The sequence below is a fragment of the Thiorhodococcus mannitoliphagus genome (assembly GCF_010915725.1).
Classification (GTDB): Bacteria; Pseudomonadota; Gammaproteobacteria; order Chromatiales; family Chromatiaceae; genus Thiorhodococcus; species Thiorhodococcus mannitoliphagus.
Map to the genome: position 1 here is coordinate 1 of NZ_JAAIJR010000106.1, position 18772 is coordinate 18772.

Annotated in this window: 17 protein-coding genes and 3 pseudogenes; 11 read left to right on the plus strand and 9 right to left on the minus strand. The window is 59.2% G+C overall.

From position 1 onward, the window contains the following. Positions 1 to 211: 211 nt before the first annotated feature. Positions 212 to 1630, minus strand: a complete 1419-nt coding sequence (locus G3480_RS19845) for a putative O-glycosylation ligase, exosortase A system-associated (RefSeq protein WP_164655633.1) — start codon at positions 1628 to 1630, stop codon at positions 212 to 214. 470 nt (positions 1631 to 2100) lie between these two features. On the opposite strand from G3480_RS19845, the gene G3480_RS19850 reads away from it, so the two are divergent. The 3 genes from G3480_RS19850 to G3480_RS19860 all read left to right on the plus strand — a co-directional run bounded on the left by G3480_RS19850 (position 2101) and on the right by G3480_RS19860 (position 6156). After that, positions 2101 to 3900, plus strand: a complete 1800-nt coding sequence (locus G3480_RS19850) for an arsenate reductase/protein-tyrosine-phosphatase family protein (protein ID WP_164655634.1) — start codon at positions 2101 to 2103, stop codon at positions 3898 to 3900. A gap of 303 nt (positions 3901 to 4203) precedes the next feature. After that, positions 4204 to 4716, plus strand: coding sequence for a polysaccharide deacetylase family protein (locus G3480_RS19855; RefSeq protein WP_164655635.1), 513 nt, complete (start codon positions 4204 to 4206; stop codon positions 4714 to 4716). Between the two features lie 201 nt (positions 4717 to 4917). Then, on the plus strand, positions 4918 to 6156 hold the full coding sequence (locus G3480_RS19860; RefSeq protein ID WP_164655636.1) for a carboxylate--amine ligase: 1239 nt from the start codon (positions 4918 to 4920) through the stop codon (positions 6154 to 6156). Here the strand turns inward: G3480_RS19860 and G3480_RS19865 are convergent. The 8 genes and pseudogenes from G3480_RS19865 to G3480_RS19900 form a co-directional block, all read right to left on the minus strand. Continuing rightward, the gene (locus G3480_RS19865; protein ID WP_164655637.1) at positions 6129 to 6860 is read right to left on the minus strand and encodes a GNAT family N-acetyltransferase; all 732 of its coding nucleotides are present in this window, start codon (positions 6858 to 6860) and stop codon (positions 6129 to 6131) included. The two genes, G3480_RS19860 and G3480_RS19865, sit on opposite strands and share 28 nt — an antisense overlap. Beyond that, the gene (locus G3480_RS19870) at positions 6857 to 7774 is read right to left on the minus strand and encodes a hydrolase 1, exosortase A system-associated (RefSeq protein WP_164655638.1); all 918 of its coding nucleotides are present in this window, start codon (positions 7772 to 7774) and stop codon (positions 6857 to 6859) included. The genes G3480_RS19865 and G3480_RS19870 overlap by 4 nt, the downstream gene beginning before the upstream one ends. Beyond that, positions 7771 to 8577 (minus strand): hydrolase 2, exosortase A system-associated, encoded by an 807-nt coding sequence (locus G3480_RS19875; protein WP_164655648.1) that lies wholly within the window; start codon positions 8575 to 8577, stop codon positions 7771 to 7773. Before G3480_RS19875 ends, G3480_RS19870 begins: the two co-directional genes overlap by 4 nt. A gap of 49 nt (positions 8578 to 8626) precedes the next feature. Next, positions 8627 to 8875 (minus strand): acyl carrier protein, encoded by a 249-nt coding sequence (locus tag G3480_RS19880; protein WP_164655639.1) that lies wholly within the window; start codon positions 8873 to 8875, stop codon positions 8627 to 8629. A gap of 292 nt (positions 8876 to 9167) precedes the next feature. Beyond that, complete coding sequence (locus G3480_RS19885; RefSeq protein ID WP_164655640.1) at positions 9168 to 10109, minus strand: polysaccharide deacetylase family protein; 942 nt, start codon at positions 10107 to 10109, stop codon at positions 9168 to 9170. Further along, positions 10100 to 11527, minus strand: a complete 1428-nt coding sequence (locus G3480_RS19890) for a phenylacetate--CoA ligase family protein (RefSeq protein ID WP_240905937.1) — start codon at positions 11525 to 11527, stop codon at positions 10100 to 10102. Before G3480_RS19890 ends, G3480_RS19885 begins: the two co-directional genes overlap by 10 nt. Positions 11528 to 11539: 12 nt before the next feature. Further along, positions 11540 to 12667 carry a glycosyltransferase gene (locus G3480_RS19895; protein ID WP_164655641.1) on the minus strand — a complete coding sequence of 376 codons (1128 nt, stop codon included), beginning with the start codon at positions 12665 to 12667 and terminating at the stop codon, positions 11540 to 11542. A 121-nt stretch (positions 12668 to 12788) separates the two neighbouring features. Beyond that, positions 12789 to 12965, minus strand: a pseudogene (locus G3480_RS19900) (glycosyltransferase); the annotation flags it as partial. A gap of 624 nt (positions 12966 to 13589) precedes the next feature. Between G3480_RS19900 and G3480_RS19905 the strand changes: the two are divergent. The 8 genes and pseudogenes from G3480_RS19905 to G3480_RS19935 all read left to right on the plus strand — a co-directional run. Further along, a pseudogene (locus tag G3480_RS19905) lies at positions 13590 to 14077 on the plus strand (PD-(D/E)XK nuclease family transposase); the annotation flags it as partial. Positions 14078 to 14175: 98 nt separating this feature from the next. Further along, on the plus strand, positions 14176 to 14334 hold the full coding sequence (locus G3480_RS29280; RefSeq protein ID WP_338114186.1) for a hypothetical protein: 159 nt from the start codon (positions 14176 to 14178) through the stop codon (positions 14332 to 14334). Between the two features lie 112 nt (positions 14335 to 14446). After that, complete coding sequence (locus G3480_RS28565; protein ID WP_240905938.1) at positions 14447 to 15337, plus strand: hypothetical protein; 891 nt, start codon at positions 14447 to 14449, stop codon at positions 15335 to 15337. Further along, positions 15279 to 15752 carry a transposase gene (locus G3480_RS19910; protein WP_338114185.1) on the plus strand — a complete coding sequence of 158 codons (474 nt, stop codon included), beginning with the start codon at positions 15279 to 15281 and terminating at the stop codon, positions 15750 to 15752. The genes G3480_RS28565 and G3480_RS19910 overlap by 59 nt, the downstream gene beginning before the upstream one ends. 178 nt (positions 15753 to 15930) lie before the next feature. Next, positions 15931 to 17535 (plus strand): acyl-CoA ligase (AMP-forming), exosortase A system-associated, encoded by a 1605-nt coding sequence (locus G3480_RS19915; protein WP_164655643.1) that lies wholly within the window; start codon positions 15931 to 15933, stop codon positions 17533 to 17535. Next, a pseudogene (locus G3480_RS29285) lies at positions 17516 to 17946 on the plus strand (DUF29 domain-containing protein). The gene G3480_RS19915 and the pseudogene G3480_RS29285 overlap by 20 nt, the downstream one beginning before the upstream one ends. Positions 17947 to 18131: 185 nt before the next feature. Next, positions 18132 to 18431, plus strand: a complete 300-nt coding sequence (locus G3480_RS19930; RefSeq protein WP_164655646.1) for a HigA family addiction module antitoxin — start codon at positions 18132 to 18134, stop codon at positions 18429 to 18431. A 149-nt stretch (positions 18432 to 18580) separates the two neighbouring features. Continuing rightward, on the plus strand, positions 18581 to 18772 hold a 192-nt coding region (locus G3480_RS19935; protein ID WP_164655647.1), incomplete at its 3' end, for an Rpn family recombination-promoting nuclease/putative transposase.

Genomic DNA, 18772 nt, shown 5'->3' on the forward strand with positions numbered 1-18772 from the left:
CCCCCCGACTCTCTTCTGATCCACCCCCAAAAACCACGGCCCTAACCAACACGGGCGGGGCCCGCCGCACCCCCGGGGCGGGGGGGGGGCCCGGGGGGGGGGGGCCCCCCCCCCCGCCCCTCGGAGCGCTGGCCGGGGCCATGATCGAGACCTAACAATGCGTCCACTCTCGGCATCGTGGTCTCTGGCAACTTGTCATTATTGCTGGCCATTAATCGAGTGGATGACGCCTGGATGGCTTGGAAATCCGCGAAGGATGTGCTCTATAACGCCCGCTGGCACCAAATGGGTTTCGCGGTTTTGGTGGTTGAGCACCAGCAACTGGCACAAATGCGGATTGATCTGCTTCATCGAGTTCGCGGCGCAGAATCACCGCCAAGGCAATTAGCGCATAAAGCAGATCGAAATAACCCACATCCAAAAAGGTGCCGGCAGCCATAAATCCGACTAACGACACTTGAATCGCCCAAGCGTACTCGGAAAGCCATATCTTTCCTGTCATCTCCACTGCATCGCGGCGAATACGCCCGAGCGTGGAAAAGGTCATTCCGATCAGTGTGAGAAAGATGCCAAAACCTACAAATCCATGTTGACCGAGTATTTGAAAATAGATGCTATGCGCAGATAGCACATGATCCCATGCTCCCTCGAAATTGACATACTGAGACCACCAACCATAACCCTTGCCCGCATGCCTGAAACCCATCCCAATAAATGGGCGCTCCCAGGCCATATTCCAATTCGCTCCCCAGGCTTGGATGCGCTGCATTGCCGATTGATCTTCCTCATATGTTTCAATCGTTTCCCAACGCGCAACGAGTCTCTCCGGCGCGGAAATCCCGATCACGCTAAAACCAAGAATTGCGAAAGATACAATCAGCCACTTGCGGCGCATCCTCTTTAAGATAAAAGGCGAAACTGCCAATAACCCAAGCAAGGCGCCTCGCGAATAAGTGACTAGAATCGCAACCGTCGTCAGCCAAAAGGATGCATAAATCATCAGCCCAATGGGCTTTGACCATGTTTGTAGCCACGGCCAACCTACATCGACCCATTTTTGATAAACGAGCCTCGCGCTGACCAGAATCAGTGGCAGAACCATGATCATCGCGAGACCAATAAATGTATTTCCTTCCAGAAACGAATTAACGGGCCCTAGAACGCTGTAATTGCCCCCAGTAACAATCGCGAATAATCCACCCTTGAATCCATAAAATCCGATCGAAAATGTCATGACAAATATTAAGGCCAGTATGCGCCGCTCGCCATAGATCAGCATTGGCACCAAGAAGGTCATCAGGAGTATTTTCATCACCTTGATCCATTGGTCCCAAGCGCCCGCCTGGTTGACTGCAAAAAAGGATGTGAGCGTCATGTGCGCAACAAATATTCCCAATACAATGATTTCACGGGTACCCGGAATCGGCCGTCGATCCTTGGCAATCACAACCCCAATCAGACTGGCTCCACCGAGCATTGCGGCAATTGGAAAGCTTTGCATGAATCCCCATGTCATACTATGCGGAACCATCAGAGCAACCCAATACCAGACCAGGATACCTGTCCATGGCCACGATAAAATGACAGGCACCAAACCAATGACAAAGGCAAATAGAGCGTAGTCGCGCATCGTGTCGTTCAGCGATCCGAAAGTGTTAATTCCTAAAATCAGGCACCGAAATTCTGCTCGACCCTGTCGCGAGCGGTTTTCCCATCATCACAAATGACCGAGGGGTCCCCGAGATCGTCGCAGATCATCATCAGTTGCAATCTCGTCCCAAACGTCCTGTATAGTTAGGTCAAGGATGCGCAATGCGCGCGCTCGATCGTTTAATTGGCCTCGGTCCCGAACAGGATTCTCCACGCTTGATTATCGTACATGCTTTCGCTCCATGGCTAGCGTCGTCGGCCGAGCAGGGCTCGGTGATCAGTCCAGACGCGGCTGATATACTCCGACACATGAAGCATTCGACCAATTTACCATGAGAGCAACATGGTCGCTTGCACACATGGCGCGGTTCAGTATCTGTTGAATCAAGCCGGGTACCCTGTTCTTTCGGCATCGTGCAGCGCGGTTTCACGATCACGAGTGATGGACTCATGATGACAGCGAACACCCTGGAGACCCGCGCGGTTGTCGTGGGTTTGTGCGCGCACGGCCTGGCGCTGGCGCGGGCGTTGGCGCCCGCCGGTGTGGCGGTGACCGCGCTGGAGGCGAATCGATCGCTGCCGGGGTTTCGCACCCGCTATGCCGACGTCCGACATGTACCCGATATCAATGGTCCGGGGCTGGTTGACGCGCTGCTGACGCTTGTGGACAGCCGGCCGGGGACACCTCCGCCCGTGCTGTTTCTCACCAATGACAATATGGTGCGGATCCTGGGCGAGCACTGGGGCCGCCTCGAAGGCCACTACCAGCTCAGTTGGTCTGGTTGTCGTGAACAGACGCTGCGGTTGCTCGACAAGGGCTCGCTGGAGGCACACTGTCGGCAGCTTGATCTGCCTTATCCCTTGTCGACACGTTTGGACCGCGCCGAGGATTTGGACGCCTGGCTCGCGGCCGATGCGCACTTCCCGCTGATCGTCAAGCCAACCCGGCCGCTCTCTGGATTCAAGGTGCGCCTCGTCGAGGGACCAGCCGCCTTGCGCGGCCTGCTGAGCGACTATCCGGCAGCGCTGCCATTCCTGTTACAGCGCTGGATACCGGGTGATGACGGACAGTTGCTGTTTACGGCGCTGTATCTCGACCGGGGGCGGAACATCGCGAGTTTTCAAGGACGCAAGCTTGCGTCAAGACCGGCGGCGCTCGGTCAGACCACGGTGGCCGAGGCCTATCCCGACGCGGCGGCACTGGAACTCACGGAGCGCTTTTTTATGCCGCTGGGATTGTCGGGGCCGGTGTCGCTGGAAATGAAGCGTGCGGTGGACGGCCGTCTGTGGATTATCGAGCCAACGCTGGGGCGTACCGATTATTGGCTGGATTGCTGTGTCGCGAACGGCATTGATTTGCCGCTGATTGAATACCATCATCAAACTGGCGTTTCATCGACTCCGGTGCCCCAACGGCAGGAGATCGTCTGGTTCGATACCGAGCGACATCCGCTGGCCTATGCGGCGCGTCGGCTGCCCTGGTTGAAGGTGCTTAGACCGCAAACTCCTGGGTGGCGGGCACGCTTTCCCTACTGGGGCCACGCTGATCCACTGCCGTTCATGATCGGCTTGATGCATCTCGCCGGGAATACGGGAAGACGGATCTGGCGGCGTGCGCGGCGCTTGGTCCGCGACCTTGGCGGCCAGGTCGTGAGCACCACGGATCCTTTGCGGCGCTGGCAGGCGCTGGTCCGGATCAACCATGGCACCTTGCGCGGCTGGGTGCGCATGCTGCTGGGGCAGATCGAAGCGGTGATTGGGCCGACGACCCGCTATCGGACCTTGGATGCACCGAGCGTCTCACGGCTGGTTTTCGTCTGTCTGGGCAACATCAACCGCAGCGCCTTTGCGCAGGCGGTCGCGCGGGCGGCAGGCGTGAACTGCGTGTCAGTTGGCCTCTCGACGAGCACTGGGCGGCCCGCCACGCCGTTTGCGCGTCAGGTCGGCGCCGAGTTCGGCTATGTGCTCGACACGCATCGGGCGACGGATTTCTCTCAGTTCGAGGCTCATCAAGGGGATGCTTATATCGTGATGGAACTGCGTCACGCCGAGCGTCTGGCGCGGCGCGGCATCCCAGCCGACCGGATCGCGTTGCTCGGGCACTGGGCGCGACCACGGCGCTACCATCTGCACGATCCCGAGTCCTTGTCGCTCGATTACTTCCGCAGTTGTTTTGCCATGATCCTCCCGGCGGTGCTGCACCTGGTGCGGGAGTTGAAGGAGCAGCGGAGTCCCTGCGCCGGTTCATGAAGATTCTTCTGACCTTTGATATCGAGATCTGGTGCGGCGGCTGGACCGATCTCGATGCACGCTTTCCGGCGGCCTTCGAACGGTGTATCCATGGGCGCTCGGCGGCTGGCGACTTTGCGCTGCCGAAGACGCTGGAGATTCTGAATCGGCACGGATTACATGACGTTTTTTTCGTCGAACCGCTGTTTTCGGCCCGCTTTGGCGCCGAGTATCTGCGGACTGTCTGTCGATTGATCCAGGACGCTGGGCAGGAAATTCAGTTGCATCTGCATCCAGAGTGGACGGATGAAATTCCCCCCACCGGTGTTTCCGGCGCGGCCGGAGAAACGTCAGCATCTGACCTATTACGATCGGGCCGAACAGGTTCGGCTCATCGAGTTGGGGCGCGATCTGCTCAAAGACGCCACGGGAGCACCCGTCACCGCCTTTCGCGCCGGCAGTTTCGCCGCCAATGGCGACACACTCGCGGCGTTGCGCACGCTGGGCATCGGCATCGATTCGAGCATCAACATCACCGCATCGATTTCCGGGTCGGATCTGACCGAGCGCGCGTCCCTCGTCGCGCCACTGAGTCGCGATGGGCTGCAACTGATCCCGATCAGCGTGTTCCGCGACGGCCTGGGCAGAATGCGACAGGCACAGGTTGGTGCCTGCGGATTCACCGAAATGACGGGCGCGCTGATGGCCGCTGAACGGCTCGGCTATTCGGCCTTTACACTGCTGTCGCACAACTTTGAGTTGCTGCGCAGTGGGTCAAGTCAGCCTGATCCCTGCCTGGGTGGTGGCGCGTTTCGAGCGCCTGTGTGCGTTCCTTGAACGTCAGCGTGACCGCTTTCCGACCGTCGGCTTGCGCGAGCCGTTGGCTCTCGCGGCCGCTGCCGGCGATCCAGAGGTGCCGAAGGTCTCTTTGCCGCCGACGATAATCCGCCATTACGAGCAGTTGCGTCGTCGGTTAGCGAACCGGGTTGCGGCCCTCGTGCCTGGTGGTGGACATTCATGAGCCGCCGGACGGGTGCGATGCCGACTGCCGCGGGTCGAAACCAGACCCCGCTGCCCAGTATCGTGCTGGGAATCGATACCCAGATCGGCGTTGCGGTGATGCGCGAACTGGGGCGCGCCGGTGTTCGTGTGATCGGTCTGGCCAATCGGCCGGACTCGATCGGCCTGCATTCGCGCTATCTGGAGCGGGGGCTCGTCGTTGGTCGCGAGCGTGATGAGCGACTGGTGCAACGGTTGCGTGAACTCGGCGCCGAGTATGGCCCGGCGGTGCTGCTAGCGATCGCCGAGCGGGATATCGCCTGGCTGATCGAGCACCAGGGTCAATTCGATCCGATTCGTGCCGTCACACCGCCAGTTGATGCCTTCCGACAGGTTCTCGACAAGTCGCGCACCCTTGCCATGGCTCAGGCGCTTGGCATTCGCGTGCCCCGCACCTTTGAGCCTGACTCGCTGACGGCCTGGCGGCGAGTAGTACGCGAGATTCGTTATCCCGCCGTCGTGAAATGGGCGGATCCGATCGCTGCCGCGCCAGGATTGCGTCGCGGGGGACTGGAGTTTATCAAGCTGGAGTACGCCCTAGACGCGCAAACATTGCTGCAAATTGGCCAGCGATACGCGACGCTGGACGGCTTGCCGATGATCCAAGAATATTGCCCTGGTGTGGGGTTGGGTCAGTTTTTCTTTTTGAGTCAGGGTCAGGTACTACGGCGGTTTCAGCATCTGCGGATCGCCGAGTGGCCACCCGAGGGTGGCTTTTCGAGCGTGTGCGATGCGGTTCCGCTGAGCGAGCATCGCCAATTGCAGGAGCGCTCCATCGAACTCCTGCGCGCGATCGGTTGGGAGGGCTGCGCCATGGTCGAATACCGCCTGGACCCGGCAAGCGGCGAGGCGGTTCTGATGGAAATCAATGGGCGTTTCTGGGGGAGTTTTCCGCTAGCCGTGCATGCCGGGGCCGGCTTCGCGCGCTTGGCCTATCAGGTACAGGGACTTGGCGAACCGCCGCCGCCATTGCCGGTGCTTCGTGACAACCTGCGCTGCCGCATGGCGAGCACGGAAGTCAAGCGGCTGATTCGCCTGTTCCTGCAACCGGGCCAGATTGCGGACCCGGCCTACCAGCAGCGGCCCTGGCGGGATCTTAGACGGTTCATCGTCGATTTCGCGCGGCCCAATGTCGTCTATTACGTCTGGGCTGGAGATGATCCCGGTCCGTTCTGGGCGGACCTGCGTGGCTATCTGGCACGCCCATTTCGTGATTGAGGGTCGTTTGAACCGCGTGGCGCGGGTTCGGCGAAGACGGGAATGCGTGGTACCGATTGCTCCCGAATCGACAGAGACCAGCGGGTATCGGGAGCAGCGAGTGTCAGCTGCCAGGAACCGATACACAGAAACAGACCGCGACCAACGATCCGCGCACCCAGACGACGATGCGCCGCAAGTGATGTGGACTTAAACGCTGAAATGCGGCTGCAGCTGAAGCGGTAACCCTGCGCGTAGAGTTGCTGATAGGCAGCATCCCACAAACGCGTGAAGGTCGCCGACAGACGCAGCTCCGGAGCGACATAGACGTCGAAATCCCACACTGCGCGATCTTCAGGTTGCGGGATGAACCAACACCGAACTTCGTCCTCGCGATAATTTCCGATGACATACCAGAGGTAGCCGGCCAGCGCCTGATGTCGGGTCGCCAGCAGGCAATGTGCTTGCTGCGCGAAACGCGATTCGATGACGGACGGAGGATGGGCGATCAGCCCCAACAGTGGGTCGCCAGCGAGGATCTCCCTCACCTTGATGTCACGACCTCGATGGGCGGGCACCTCGAGCGATGGCTTAACGGGTTGTGCGACCAAATAGTATTTGATCAATCGGATGCCGTCTTTGCTGATCCGGCGCAAGCCTTCGCTGAGCAGATAGAGCAGTCCATCGCCCCAGCCAAGATCACGAAAGGTGTCACTGAGACTCATGGAAGACGGTCAACCCATTCGGCGGTCCATTCAGCAATCTGGTCACGCCAGACGCCCGTCGAGAAGGTGTGATTGGCGTCAGGCAGTTCTTTGAGGGTCACGCGCGGCTCGGCCAGCAGGCCGCGCCATGTGGGTGCTTTGAGCGCGGTGTCGCGAAATTCAGCGGCGGTCAGATCGTCGCCGCTCAGGATGACCAGGATTGGTCCGTCGAAGCGCTTCCAGCCCTCGGCCATGCGAATTGGCAGTGGGGAAAGATCATGTTGCGGTCGCGTAGTTGGGCGCGTCAGCGACGATTGTTCGGCCAAGCACGATTCTTTACGCTCCGTGGGTGGAGCGAGATCAGCCTTGGAACCGCTAATAGCGGCTGCGGCCGCTCGCGTCAACGAGCGGAGCGAAGCCAACGGGTTGACGCGACCGCCGAAGACATTCTTCCAGAAATCGCGATCAATCAGTCGGCGTAAATAATAGTGCTTCAAGTACGCTCTGGCGAGACCCTGCTCGGTCCGCACCCAGGGGTTGAGTAGGATTAAGCCCTTGACGGTGGGTTGACGCCAGGCTGTTAGCAGCGCGGCGGAGGCGGCATCACACAATCCCCAAAGCACCATCCCGCGCAGACTGGGGACGGCGGCATGGAAAGCCGCCAGAGCCGCCGCTACGTCTGCGTCGATCTGTTCGAAGTCACGCTGGGTTCCCGATGCATCGCCCATGCCCCGGTAGTCAAAGCGTAGGACAGGGATGCCGCGCGCGGCCAGAAAACGCGCGAGCAGGACGAACTGTCGATGACTGCCGACGCGGTACTGAGGGCCGCCAACGACGATGAGAACCCCTTTGGTGGGTTTTGGCTCGCCGGTTTCATGCAGGATGCCAAGCAGCGTGTCGCCGCCGGTCTGAAACAAGAGTGGGAGCTCGGTCATGCGGATATTGCCTTGATGAGCCGATCCGTGGTGTCGAGCAGGCTAGGTAGTTCGACGATCTCCTGGGTGCCCCAGAAGGGTTCTCCGGTGACGCACTCGAAGCGAAGATCAATGTCTTGAGCACGCCAGTCGTCGATCATCCGGGCGGTCGCTGGGGTCGGATCGCCAGCGCCATCCAGATTCACGTCGATCCACAGTGTCGTCAGCCCACGGGGGGCGCGCAGGCGGGCGCCGGCCAATCCATCGGCGAGCGCGGGCGTGAGGCCATAGCCGGCCACTTCGAGCGTGGCGCCCGCCGCGAGCATGCGTCGCAGTTCAACCTGGGTTTCGCGCTGGCCGTTCAGCATGCCGGATGCGGTGCGCAGGCGCAGGAACTGATTGAGGTACAACTCGCCGTTGATGACCGGTTGCCAGAACAGACAAGCAGTCGCCTGGAGGCTCCCGTTGGAGAGCAACTCGGACATCAGCAGGCAACCGGCGCGCAATCCCCACAGCAGCGGTGGCTCGGCATGCCGTGCGTGAAGCCACTCGACGCAGTCGGCCAAGTCCGCTTTCCATCCATCCCAGGTGGCCTCGCTGAAATCGCCAGGGCTGTCACCGCAGCCATATAAATCCGGAATCAGCACCGCGTAGCCGGTTTGCGCGAGACGACGCGCCTGTAAGGCCACCATCCTTCGCGCCTTGTTCATTTCTTCGGCGAACGGCGGTACGAATAGAACGGCTCCAAGCGGCGGTTGCGCCGATGGTGGATGGAAAACATAGAACAGACGGCCTGACGCGCCATTGATGAAACCGGCTTGCAGCGGTTTTCCTGGATTCACGTCAGACATCCTCTGGATGAATCGAGTCTCATCAGACGAGTTTCATCTCGACGAAAGCCGCCAGCGTGCCGAGTGTGGCGAAGGTTTCGGCATTGATCTCATCGTCATCGACGATAAATCCGAACTGCTCTTCGATGGTCGTGATCAGGGTGACGACGGCCATGGAATCCAGTTCCGGGAGGTTGCCGAGCAAAGGCGTATTCGCGTCGAAACGTTCGGCGCGACCGCCGAGGCCCAGCGCTTTATCCAGAAGGGTGCGGATACGTTCCAGGGTTGGCATGGAGGTGTCTCGATCGGGTGATAGCAATTAAAAAATTCATGGCGCCTAAACCATGTCAGTCATGGTATGCGTTGTGTTCAGTAGTCAGCCAGTTTGGCATCCATCTGCGACGTCGACGCGGTTTAATTTTATATTTTTTAATACGTTACCGCCCAGCGCCGAAAATCATTGTTTCTACCGAAGCCGATCCAATCCGGAAACATCGCATACCGCTCTAGGCGCGGTCGCTCTAGGCGCGGTATAGAGTAACGGCTTTTGGATTGAGTCGCAGCATGGCGTGGCGAGGCGATCGCTACCTCAGATTACGGATCAAACGGAGCAGGAAACGGGTCGGCGAGCGGTCCCAGGGCGTGAATCTTGGCAGTTGAAAACGATCACTTCCGGGTTTGGCCGCACCCCAGGCGGTCGAAACCGCTGCGTCGAATCCGGCGCGTTCGACCATCGCAACGTGTTGATCATGGTAGTCCTGGCCAGGCTTGCCATTCGGATAGGCGAAGACGCTGATGCGCTCGCCGAGCAGCGCTTCGAGTTCGTCGCGTCCGCGATGGATCTCTCGTTCCGCCTCCGGGTCGGTGAGTTGAGCGAGTATCGGGTGGCTGTGCGTGTGACCGCCAATCTCCATGCCAGCGTGGCGCAGCGTCAAGACCTGTTCAGGACGCATCATCAGATCATCGGGCAACGGCTGTTCGGCCTGCGTGGCAAGCTGCGTCACGCGCTGATCGCGCTCCTGTTGAGGCAGATATTTGGCTTGCCGAATGATTTCCGAGTAGACGCGGATGCGACTGGGTGCGTCGCCGAGTTCATGGCAGCCGAAACCGAGTTCCGAGACATCCAGACGACCGGCGGGCAGGCGTCGCACCGTTTCGATGACGGTATCGTTGAACATTCGACCACCGCCGAGGAAAGCCGTGGCGACGAAAAAGGTCGCCGGAATACCCTGGTCGCGCAGGATGGGCAGAGCGAGGTCCGCGTTGTCAGCGTAGCCGTCGTCAAAGGTGACGCTGATCGCGCGGCTCGGTAAACGACCCTCCCGCATCAGGTTGATCGCCGAGGCCAGGGGCAGAGGGCGGAAGTGCCTCGCCACCAGCCGCATCTGCCATTGGAAGGTTAGGGCATCGGGCTCACCGGGTAGGAGCGGATCGGGCGCCGGTAGTACGCGGTGGTAGATGAGGATCGACAACCGCCCGCTTTGACCGCCCGGAGAGCGCAGCGACAGCAAGGCTTTCACAAGCATGATTTCGTGTTCCCCTTTGCGCCTTGATCCGCGGGAATGTTGCGGCTGGCTGGTGCTGGACCACTCACTTGTTTGACGCGACAGACGACATGGCGAAACTTGCCGTTCGCTTCAGCTTCGATCGATGCGACGCGTCGGAGGCGGACTTTGGTCCCGGTGCCGAGATGCTGTTGGAAACCGATTCGCAGACGCTCCCGCGTTGCAGCTGACAGTTCGGCGTCAAGCACGAGTTCGAGAACGACCTGATCGAGCTGCTCCTGCACGATCTTGTAGGCGCGCAGGCCGGGTAGCGCACGGACTTGTGCGTTGAACGCGCTGGCATGAATCCAATGTCCCTCGCTGGCGATGAGTCCATCGTTGGAGCGCCCGGTCAGTTCGCGTAACAAGGGCAGGCTGCGTCCGCAGTCGCAGGGCCGATCATCCAGCCGGCCGCGATCGCCGGTGCGATAGCGCAGAAAAGGAAACTCCGGACCCATCAGGTTGGTGACCAGAATATCGCCAACTTCTCCCGGGGGGGAGGGCCGACCGGTTGCGTCGACAACCTCGACAATCAGGCTCTCGGCGTTGAGGTGTAAACCGCCGGCTGGACATTCGCGTGCGATCAACCCGGCATCGCGCGCGCCGTATTCGTTGGCCACGCCGCAGCCGAAGACATCGCCGATGATGGTGCGCCATTGCGGTTGCAGAACTTCGGATGTTGTGAATGCGACGCGGATCGATGCCGCGGTGGGTTGGATGCCCTGATCCTGGGCGTGCCAGGCAAGACGGGCGAGGGCCGATGGATAACCGAACAGCATGCGCGGACGCAGTCGGCGGATGTCGGCGAGGATGGCATCCATGCGCGCCGCGGTCATGTTGTGCGCTGGCACCAGGTGTGAGCGCAGGATCCGATCGCGCAAGGCGCGCAGGCGATCCTGATTGCCGGTCTCGATGGCTGACGCCCAGATCACCAGTTCGCGGTCACCGATGTCCACGTCCCACCAGCGCGTTGCGCGCCATTTGGCGGCGATGTCCATGCTGACGCGACGGCGGCTGAGCTTGAACGGCAGCGGTTCGCCGGACGAGCCGCTGGTGCTGGCGTTGATCAGGTTGTGCACGCCATCCGCCAGCCACTGGTCGCCTTGGGCGCGGATGAGTGATTTGTCGGTGATGGGGAGCCGGCGCAGGTCAGCGAAATCTTGAAAAAAACCGGGTTGAAGATCCTGCTCGCGAAACAAGTTGCGATAAAACGGCACCCGTTTGGACAGTTCGGTGAGAAATGCGCGCAGCCGTTCGAGCTGGAGCTCTTGTAAGGCTTGCGGAGGCCACCATTGGCTCAGTTCCATCTCAGGCAGGATGCGGGCCGAATCATGGTGTTTGAGCCGCTCGTGGAGCGGGAAGAGGATCCCGGAAACAATGCGCGTATAGAATTCGCTCATTTTTCGGGCAGCTTAGCTAGATTTGCGGGCCAGACCACCCTTATCTGTGGTTCTCACCATTGAAGATTCATATAGATCACGGAGGTTTTCTCGAATATTGTCCCAGTGGTATCTTTTTACCTCCTCAAGCCCATTTGTAACGAGCCGTTTGCGCAATGCTTGGTCGTAGAAAATGCGCATTGCTGCCTTGGCCATGGCGCTAGGATCCATGCTTGGTATTAATAGGGCCGTCTTTTCATCTTCTAGGATATAGGGCACTCCACCTACCCGAGTACTAACGACAGGAATACCACTAGCAAGAGCCTCTAATACTGAATTAGGCATGTTATCAATATTACTTGGATTAATTGATAGATCGCAATTACGATAAAGATTCGCCATTTGATCGGGGTCTAATCGACCGGTAAAAGTCACTAAGCGCTCGATATTTAGTGATACCGAGAGATAGGCGAGCTCATTGGCTTGATAACCAGTGCCAGCAATAAACAAGCGCGCTTGAGGAATGGAAGAATGAATCATTTTGAAAGCACGTATCGCAGTATCGAGACCATAGATTGGCTCTAGATTCCTGGTAATACAAATATTTAGTGATTTTGTTGTGCCTCGTTTATCATTATTTTCGGATGGATGAAATCGCGAAATATTTATGATGTTGGGAAGTATTTGGCCGGGCATGCCGTGGCGAGAAAAAATATCGAGCAGAAAACCTGATGGCAGAGCTAATACCGTAGCGCGCCGCATCGTGAATCTGACCTGTGCGGCGGAGTGTGAGAGAAATGTTTCAGCCCCTCCACCACGATAATTGACGATGATGGGGATACGGCGCAACCAAGCAATCCAGATAGCGGGCATGGCAAACAAGTGCCATGACCATCCTGAATTTGCCATTAAGTGTATCAGATCAACTTGTCCCGATACGCGCCACAGCTTGTACAGATAGGGAACGAGACGAAATGATGAGCGTAAGCCCTTGATGCTGGATATCCAAGTCGGTTTGTAAGGCGAGTTGACTTGGACGATTTTGACTGAGGCACCTTCGCTACGAAGTAGTTCCGCAAGTTGCCACGTTTGGTTCGCCATTCCTCCCGCAGGTGGAGGGAGGGGCCCTACTAGCAAAACGCGTAATTCATGCCAATTCATGGTTGCAATAACAGGTCAATATAACTAAGTAACGGTTCATTAAAGAAACGCTGATCAAATAACATTTACCACTCGTTATCACTCAGCGCGCCATTTTTCACAAACGTTTTGTTTTCAACCAGCGGCGCAGCAGATTCTGGAGCGGAAACCAGGGTTGCGGCGCGACCACCATGACGCTGATGCGTTCAGCGACGCGTCGCATGCGCTCTCGAACGAAGAGTCCGTACCCGGGCTGTTCAATATTTGGATAGACCCGGGTGTAGACCAGGAGACGGGGAAGGTTGTCTGCGGTTGCCACTGACACTAGAGATCACTTGTTGGCTCATGGGGCGAATTGTGTGGAACCCTTTATTTGACGGTCAAAGCATCCCGTGCTGAATCAACTATCCGACATTCCGCACATCAAAATGTGTAAAAATAATTTATCTATCTTGCTGATTTTATTTTCAAACTCAGCCGTTTCGAACACGAATTCAGGGCAAATTGCCAGTCATCGCCGGACAAAATATTCCTGCGCTTCCTGGGCGTGAAAAGTCATTATTTTTTATCGCGACTATTCGCTGATTTTCGCTTCAAATTAGCCGAAGATCGCGAAACTTCGATATGCGGAATGTCGGAACTATCTGTGCTGGCCAAACATAGACCAACCACACATTTCGCCCCATGAGCCAATAAAGTTTCCCGTTTTTGGCCTAGGCGACCAGCCCCAGCAGGGCGTCGGCGATGGAATTTTAGTTATCGTACAGCATTTCAGAGCCGGCGCCGAGCCCCGCCGACTAGCCTTCGTGGCTTGAAGCCTCCCTGCGGGACTTTTGCGGCGCCTTTGGTCTGGTGGCACGGACGGTCGAGGGCGTTGAAACGTTCCGGACAGCGCGAATACCCCGTCCGGCTTGGAAGCAAGGGTTATTCACGGAGATAAAGAATGACTCAGAGGTTCCTTGACCCAAAAAATGATTTCGTGTTCAAAACGCTCTTCGCCAGCGCTCCAGAGCTGCTCGCCGCCCTCATCAACACCATCCGCCACGACGAACCGCCGATCACGGTCGTTGAGATCCTCAACCCCTGGATCGACCCCGAAGAACTCATGGGTAAATTCATCGTGCTCGACCTCTTGGCCGAGGATGATCACCATCGTCTCTACGATATCGAGATGCAGGTGCGACCAGCAGCGGCGATGACTACGCTAACCTCAAACCGGTCATCGACATTCATCTGCTCGATTTCGAACTCTTCGATGCCCCGGACCAGTCCACGCAGGCGTGCTGGTGTTTCGAACTTCGCGACCGCCAGCAACCGGACGTCCGGCTAGGCAACGAACTACAATTGCATCTCATCGAGTTGCCCAAGGCCGATCGCTCGGGTGGGGCGCCGGTCGGACTCGCGGCTTGGATCACCTTTTTCGAACACTGGCAGGAGGAACACACCATGGCTAGCATTGCCTACCCCCCAGTCCAGCAAGCGCTCGATCGCATCAGAGATCTCAGCACTGACGCCGACGGCTTGCCTTCGTGCGCAAGCGCGCCTTACGCGACGAAATCAGCGAACTGCGCGCGGAGCGGGAGAAGGGCAAGATCGAAGGCAAGCTGGAGGGCCTTGAGGAGGCATTGGCCCGGTTGATCGCGAATGGGACGAACGAAGCTCAGGCGCGGAAACTGCTGGGGCTTTAGACTTCATGCGGGACGGGGTTTGAAACCCATAGGCGCCAACATAGCCGGTAGCCCTTGAAACTCCGTGGAGAGCTGCGATCTGTTATCGATTTGCCACCATCTCATGCATCCCATGTCCCAAGCCCCCCAGTCTATTGATCTCGCATTTGAAGCGTTTCTGAAGGAGTTGCCACCCGAGTACGCGGAGATGGCCTATGCGTTCAAGGCGTTCGCGCGCCCGCGCAAGGTCAAGACGCCGGCGCACCTACTGCAAATCGTGATGCTGTATTGCGGACTCGATCAAGCCCTGCGAACCACCGCCGGGAGCTTCACGTTGCTGGAGGAGCGGATCACGGATGCCACGATCCTACAGCGTTTGCGCGCCTGTGGTCCCTGGCTGAAGGCGTTGCTGCACACGATGCTACCCTCCACGAAGACCGCGTTAACCGCGTTGCGGTTGCTGATTGTCGATGGGTCCTCGCTGCAAGGACCCGGCGCCGAGGGAACGGACTACCGGGTGCATTTGGCGCTGGATTTAACCAATATGACCTTGCACGCGGTGGACGTGACGGGGGTCGATGGCGGGGAAAGCCCGACGCGCTACCCGTGGCAGGCCGGCGACATCGCGCTGGTGGATCGGGGCTACAATCAACCGCGCGTGATTCTCGATCTGTTCGCGCGTGGCGTGGGGGTGATCGTGCGCTTGAACCCAACGGCGATGCCGTTGTTTGTCCGCTCACTCGATGCGGAAGCGTTTGATCCCACGGCCGCGCGCTTGGATGTCGCGGCGCATCTGCGCGCCCAATCCGCCGACACCGTCAGTCTTCCGGTCTGGTTGCGTGCGCAGGAGGCGAGCGGACCCGGTTGGCTGCACGCCGTGCGTCTCCCGCCCGAGGCGGCGGAGGCGGCCCGTCGGCGTTGCCGACAAGCCGCCCAGCGCAAGGGGCGAACCGCGCGAGGCCACCCTGTTTCTGGCCGGTTGGGTGATGGTGTTCACCACGGTGCCCCCGGAAACTTTGGATGACCCCACGGTGTTGGCGCTCTATCGCTGCCGTTGGCAAGTGGAACTGGCGTTCAAACGGCTCAAGACCCTGCTTGACCTCGACGCCCTGCGCACCAAGCAGAACAGCCGGTTGGGCGAGGTCTGGATCCGAGGAAAATTGCTCTATGCACTGGTCGTTGAGCGATGCGCCCAGCGCCGCGGCACGGGCGGTTTCGACGCGCTCGACCGCCCGCATCGCCTGACCCCGTGGCGGCTGCTGGCGATCGTTCGTCAAGAGGTCGATCGCTGGATTGGCGATGTGCAACGCGGTCGAGCCGATCGCTGGGACGCCTGCATCGACGTGCTCAAGGAACGTCCGCGCCGCCGCCGCTTGCAAACGCTTCCGGCCAGGGTCGTCGAGATGATGAACGTACAGGAGCGTCAACGATGCGGTTAAGTTGGCGCCTATGGGTTTGAAACCCCGTCCCGAACATTTCGACACCCTAGCTGGTAGCGCGGACGGTCAAGGGCGTCAAAACGTTCCGGACGGGGCAAATGCCCCGTCCGGCTTGGATGTGATTGCATCGCTTCATCGTCGTGCGTTCGCAAACAGGACTCAAGATTGAGCAACACTTATGACTGAACTCGTTCCGGATCTCATCAACCGTCAAGCTGAGTGTTCGCCGACACAACCGGCGCTGCGCTCGGGCGGAAAGGATCTGTCCTATCAGGCTCTGGCGGATGCCGTTCGGGATACCGCCGCGCACTATCTGGAGTTGGGCCTCGATCGGGGCGAGCGTGTCGGGGTCTATCTGGAAAAGCGTCCGGAGACCGTCATCGCGCTTTTTGGCGCTGCGGCTGCCGGCGGTGTCTTCGTGCCGGTGAATCCACTGCTCAAGGCCGAGCAGGTAGCGCATATCCTAGCCGATTGCAATGTGCGTATCCTGGTGACCTCCGCCGATCGACTGGCCCTGCTGCGTCCCGTCTTGCGCCACTGCCCGGATCTGCATGTGATTCTGGTGGTCGGGTCGATGCCGGAGGACGCTGATTCCAGTCCGGTCAAGCTGGTACCTTGGGACACGACGGAGACGGCATTCAGCTCGGGCACTGCATTCAAACCCCATCGCGTCATCAATGCCGATGTCGCGGCGATCCTCTACACCTCCGGCAGTACGGGCCGACCCAAGGGTGTGGTGCTGTCGCATCGCAATCTGGTCGCGGGCGCGGTCAGTGTCTCGACCTATCTGGAGAACAGCGCCCAGGATCGGATTCTGTCGGTGTTGCCGCTGAGCTTCGACTACGGCCTGAGCCAGTTGACCACGGCCTTTCGGGTCGGCGCCTGCGCGGTCTTGATGAACTATCTGCTGCCTCGCGATGTCATTCGCGCGGTCTTGCGGGAGCGGATCACCGGGCTGGCCGCCGTGCCGCCGTTGTGGATCCAGCTTGCCGAACTGGAATGGCCGGAATCCGTAAACAAGCATCTGCGCTACATCACCAACTCGGGTGGCGCCATGCCGGCGGCGACCTTGTCGAATTTGCGCGCCAAGCTGCCGCGCACCAGGCCTTATCTGATGTACGGACTGACCGAGGCGTTTCGCTCCACCTATCTGCCGCCCGAGGAGATCGATCGCCGTCCTGGCTCGATGGGCAAGGCGATCCCAAGCGCCGAGATCCTGGTGGTGCGCGAGGATGGCACCCCCTGCGCCGCCGGCGAACCGGGCGAGTTGGTGCATCGCGGCATCCATGTTTCATTGGGTTATTGGAACGATGTTCAGAAAACCGCCGCGCGGTTCAAGCCGACGCCGGGTCAGCCTGCCGAACTGCCGCTCAAGGAAATCGCCGTCTGGTCGGGCGATACCGTCAAGGCCGATGAGGATGGGTTCCTGTATTTTGTCGGACGCCGCGACGAGATGATCAAGACCTCGGGCTATCGGGTCAGTCCGACCGAAGTCGAGGAAGTCGTCTACGCCACCCAGCGCGTCACCGAGGTCGCGGCCGTTGGCGTGCCCCATCCGGTTTTGGGTCAAGCGGTCGTCCTGATAACCTATGCCCCTGATCATGACGACGAGACCAGTGCCGCGATCCTGACCGAATGTCAGAAGCGACTCCCAGCCTTCATGGTGCCGGCCCGGATCATCGTCCGCCATGAACCCTTGCCACGCAATCCCAACGGCAAGATCGACCGTAAGCGGCTAGGGACCGAGCTAGAGGGCCTGTTCGATGCAACCCAATCTACATGACGCTGATCGCCTGCGTTGGCTGGAGCAGCAGGTCCACTTGCTCCAAACAGGCCGCTTGGAGGCCCTGGACATCGAACACCTGACCGAAGAGCTAGAGGCCGAGATGGGCAATGAGCGTCGTGAACTGTCCGACGCCTACGGATTCTGATCGGTCATCTGTTGAACTGGCACTGTCAATCCGAGCAAAGCTCGTCGAGCTGGGCCGGAACGATCCGCGTCCAGCGCAAGGACATCCTCAAGCTGCTCAAGGGTTCGCCCAGCCTGAAGCGCTTCATCGAGGAAAAAATCCGCGAGGCTCACCAGGACGCCGTCGATCTGGCGAGTTTCGAGACCGGTATCGACACGGCCGCCTTTCCCGCCGATTGCCCTTACAGTGTCGATGACTTGCTGAACGCCGATTATTGGCCCTGAGCCGGCAGGTAGGAACTACGTCTGGACTACCGATGGCCCCACGGATGTCGAGATCGTCGACTACCACTAAGAAAGTGTCCATCAATTGTTTCCGGATGCGAGCGATGCCGCCCGAAATCCCCCCTAGCCCCCCTTTGCGAAAGGGGGGAAGTTGTTGATGGACAGTTCCTAAAGGTGCGATTGCCATGACCGAAAAGCTGCTCCCCATCCATCCCGGCGAGATTTTGCGTGAGGAGTTCATGCAGCCGCTGGGACTGTCCAGCAATGCCCTGGCGCGCGCCATGGGCGTGACTCCGGCGCGCATCAATGAAATCGTGCGCGAACGTCGCGGCATATCGGCGGAAACGGCGCTGCGTCTGGCGCGTGTCTTTGGTACATCAGTCGAACTCTGGATGAACCTGCAACAAAGCTATGAACTAGAATGCGCGAAGGACGCACTCGGAGACACGCTTGAGCAGATCAAGCCGATCGGTCTCGCGGCTTGATGGCTATCAACTGGCGATCCGGTAACGCCGGTTCCGGCGCGGATCCTCGTCCGCCATGACCGCCTGCCACGACATCCCAACGGCCAGATCGACCGCAAGCGGCGGAGCCTCGAATTGGAAGATCTGTTTCAGGACGGCACCTCCCGAGCATGAACACCCACGATCCCAGCTATAAACTCCTCTTCTCGCACCCGCAAATGGTGCGTGATTTGCTGCTGGGTTTCATCGACGAACCCTGGGTCGCCGAACTGGACCTCGACACACTGGAGCAGGTCAGCGGCAGCTATGTCAGCGACGACCTGCGCGATCGCGAGGATGACATCCTGTGGCGCGTGCGCTTT

What these genes read in the sequence shown, in the direction of transcription:
- G3480_RS19865 (WP_164655637.1), bottom strand. Translation starts at nt 6,860, where the DNA reads ATGAGTCTCAGTGACACCTTTCGTGATCTTGGCTGGGGCGATGGACTG.
- G3480_RS19850 (WP_164655634.1), top strand. Translation starts at nt 2,101, where the DNA reads ATGATGACAGCGAACACCCTGGAGACCCGCGCGGTTGTCGTGGGTTTG.
- G3480_RS19870 (WP_164655638.1), bottom strand. Translation starts at nt 7,774, where the DNA reads ATGACCGAGCTCCCACTCTTGTTTCAGACCGGCGGCGACACGCTGCTT.
- G3480_RS19915 (WP_164655643.1), top strand. Translation starts at nt 15,931, where the DNA reads ATGACTGAACTCGTTCCGGATCTCATCAACCGTCAAGCTGAGTGTTCG.
- G3480_RS19880 (WP_164655639.1), bottom strand. Translation starts at nt 8,875, where the DNA reads ATGCCAACCCTGGAACGTATCCGCACCCTTCTGGATAAAGCGCTGGGC.
- G3480_RS19860 (WP_164655636.1), top strand. Translation starts at nt 4,918, where the DNA reads ATGCCGACTGCCGCGGGTCGAAACCAGACCCCGCTGCCCAGTATCGTG.
- G3480_RS19930 (WP_164655646.1), top strand. Translation starts at nt 18,132, where the DNA reads ATGACCGAAAAGCTGCTCCCCATCCATCCCGGCGAGATTTTGCGTGAG.
- G3480_RS19885 (WP_164655640.1), bottom strand. Translation starts at nt 10,109, where the DNA reads ATGCTTGTGAAAGCCTTGCTGTCGCTGCGCTCTCCGGGCGGTCAAAGC.
- G3480_RS19895 (WP_164655641.1), bottom strand. Translation starts at nt 12,667, where the DNA reads ATGAATTGGCATGAATTACGCGTTTTGCTAGTAGGGCCCCTCCCTCCA.
- G3480_RS19890 (WP_240905937.1), bottom strand. Translation starts at nt 11,527, where the DNA reads ATGAGCGAATTCTATACGCGCATTGTTTCCGGGATCCTCTTCCCGCTC.
- G3480_RS19845 (WP_164655633.1), bottom strand. Translation starts at nt 1,630, where the DNA reads ATGCGCGACTACGCTCTATTTGCCTTTGTCATTGGTTTGGTGCCTGTC.
- G3480_RS28565 (WP_240905938.1), top strand. Translation starts at nt 14,447, where the DNA reads ATGTCCCAAGCCCCCCAGTCTATTGATCTCGCATTTGAAGCGTTTCTG.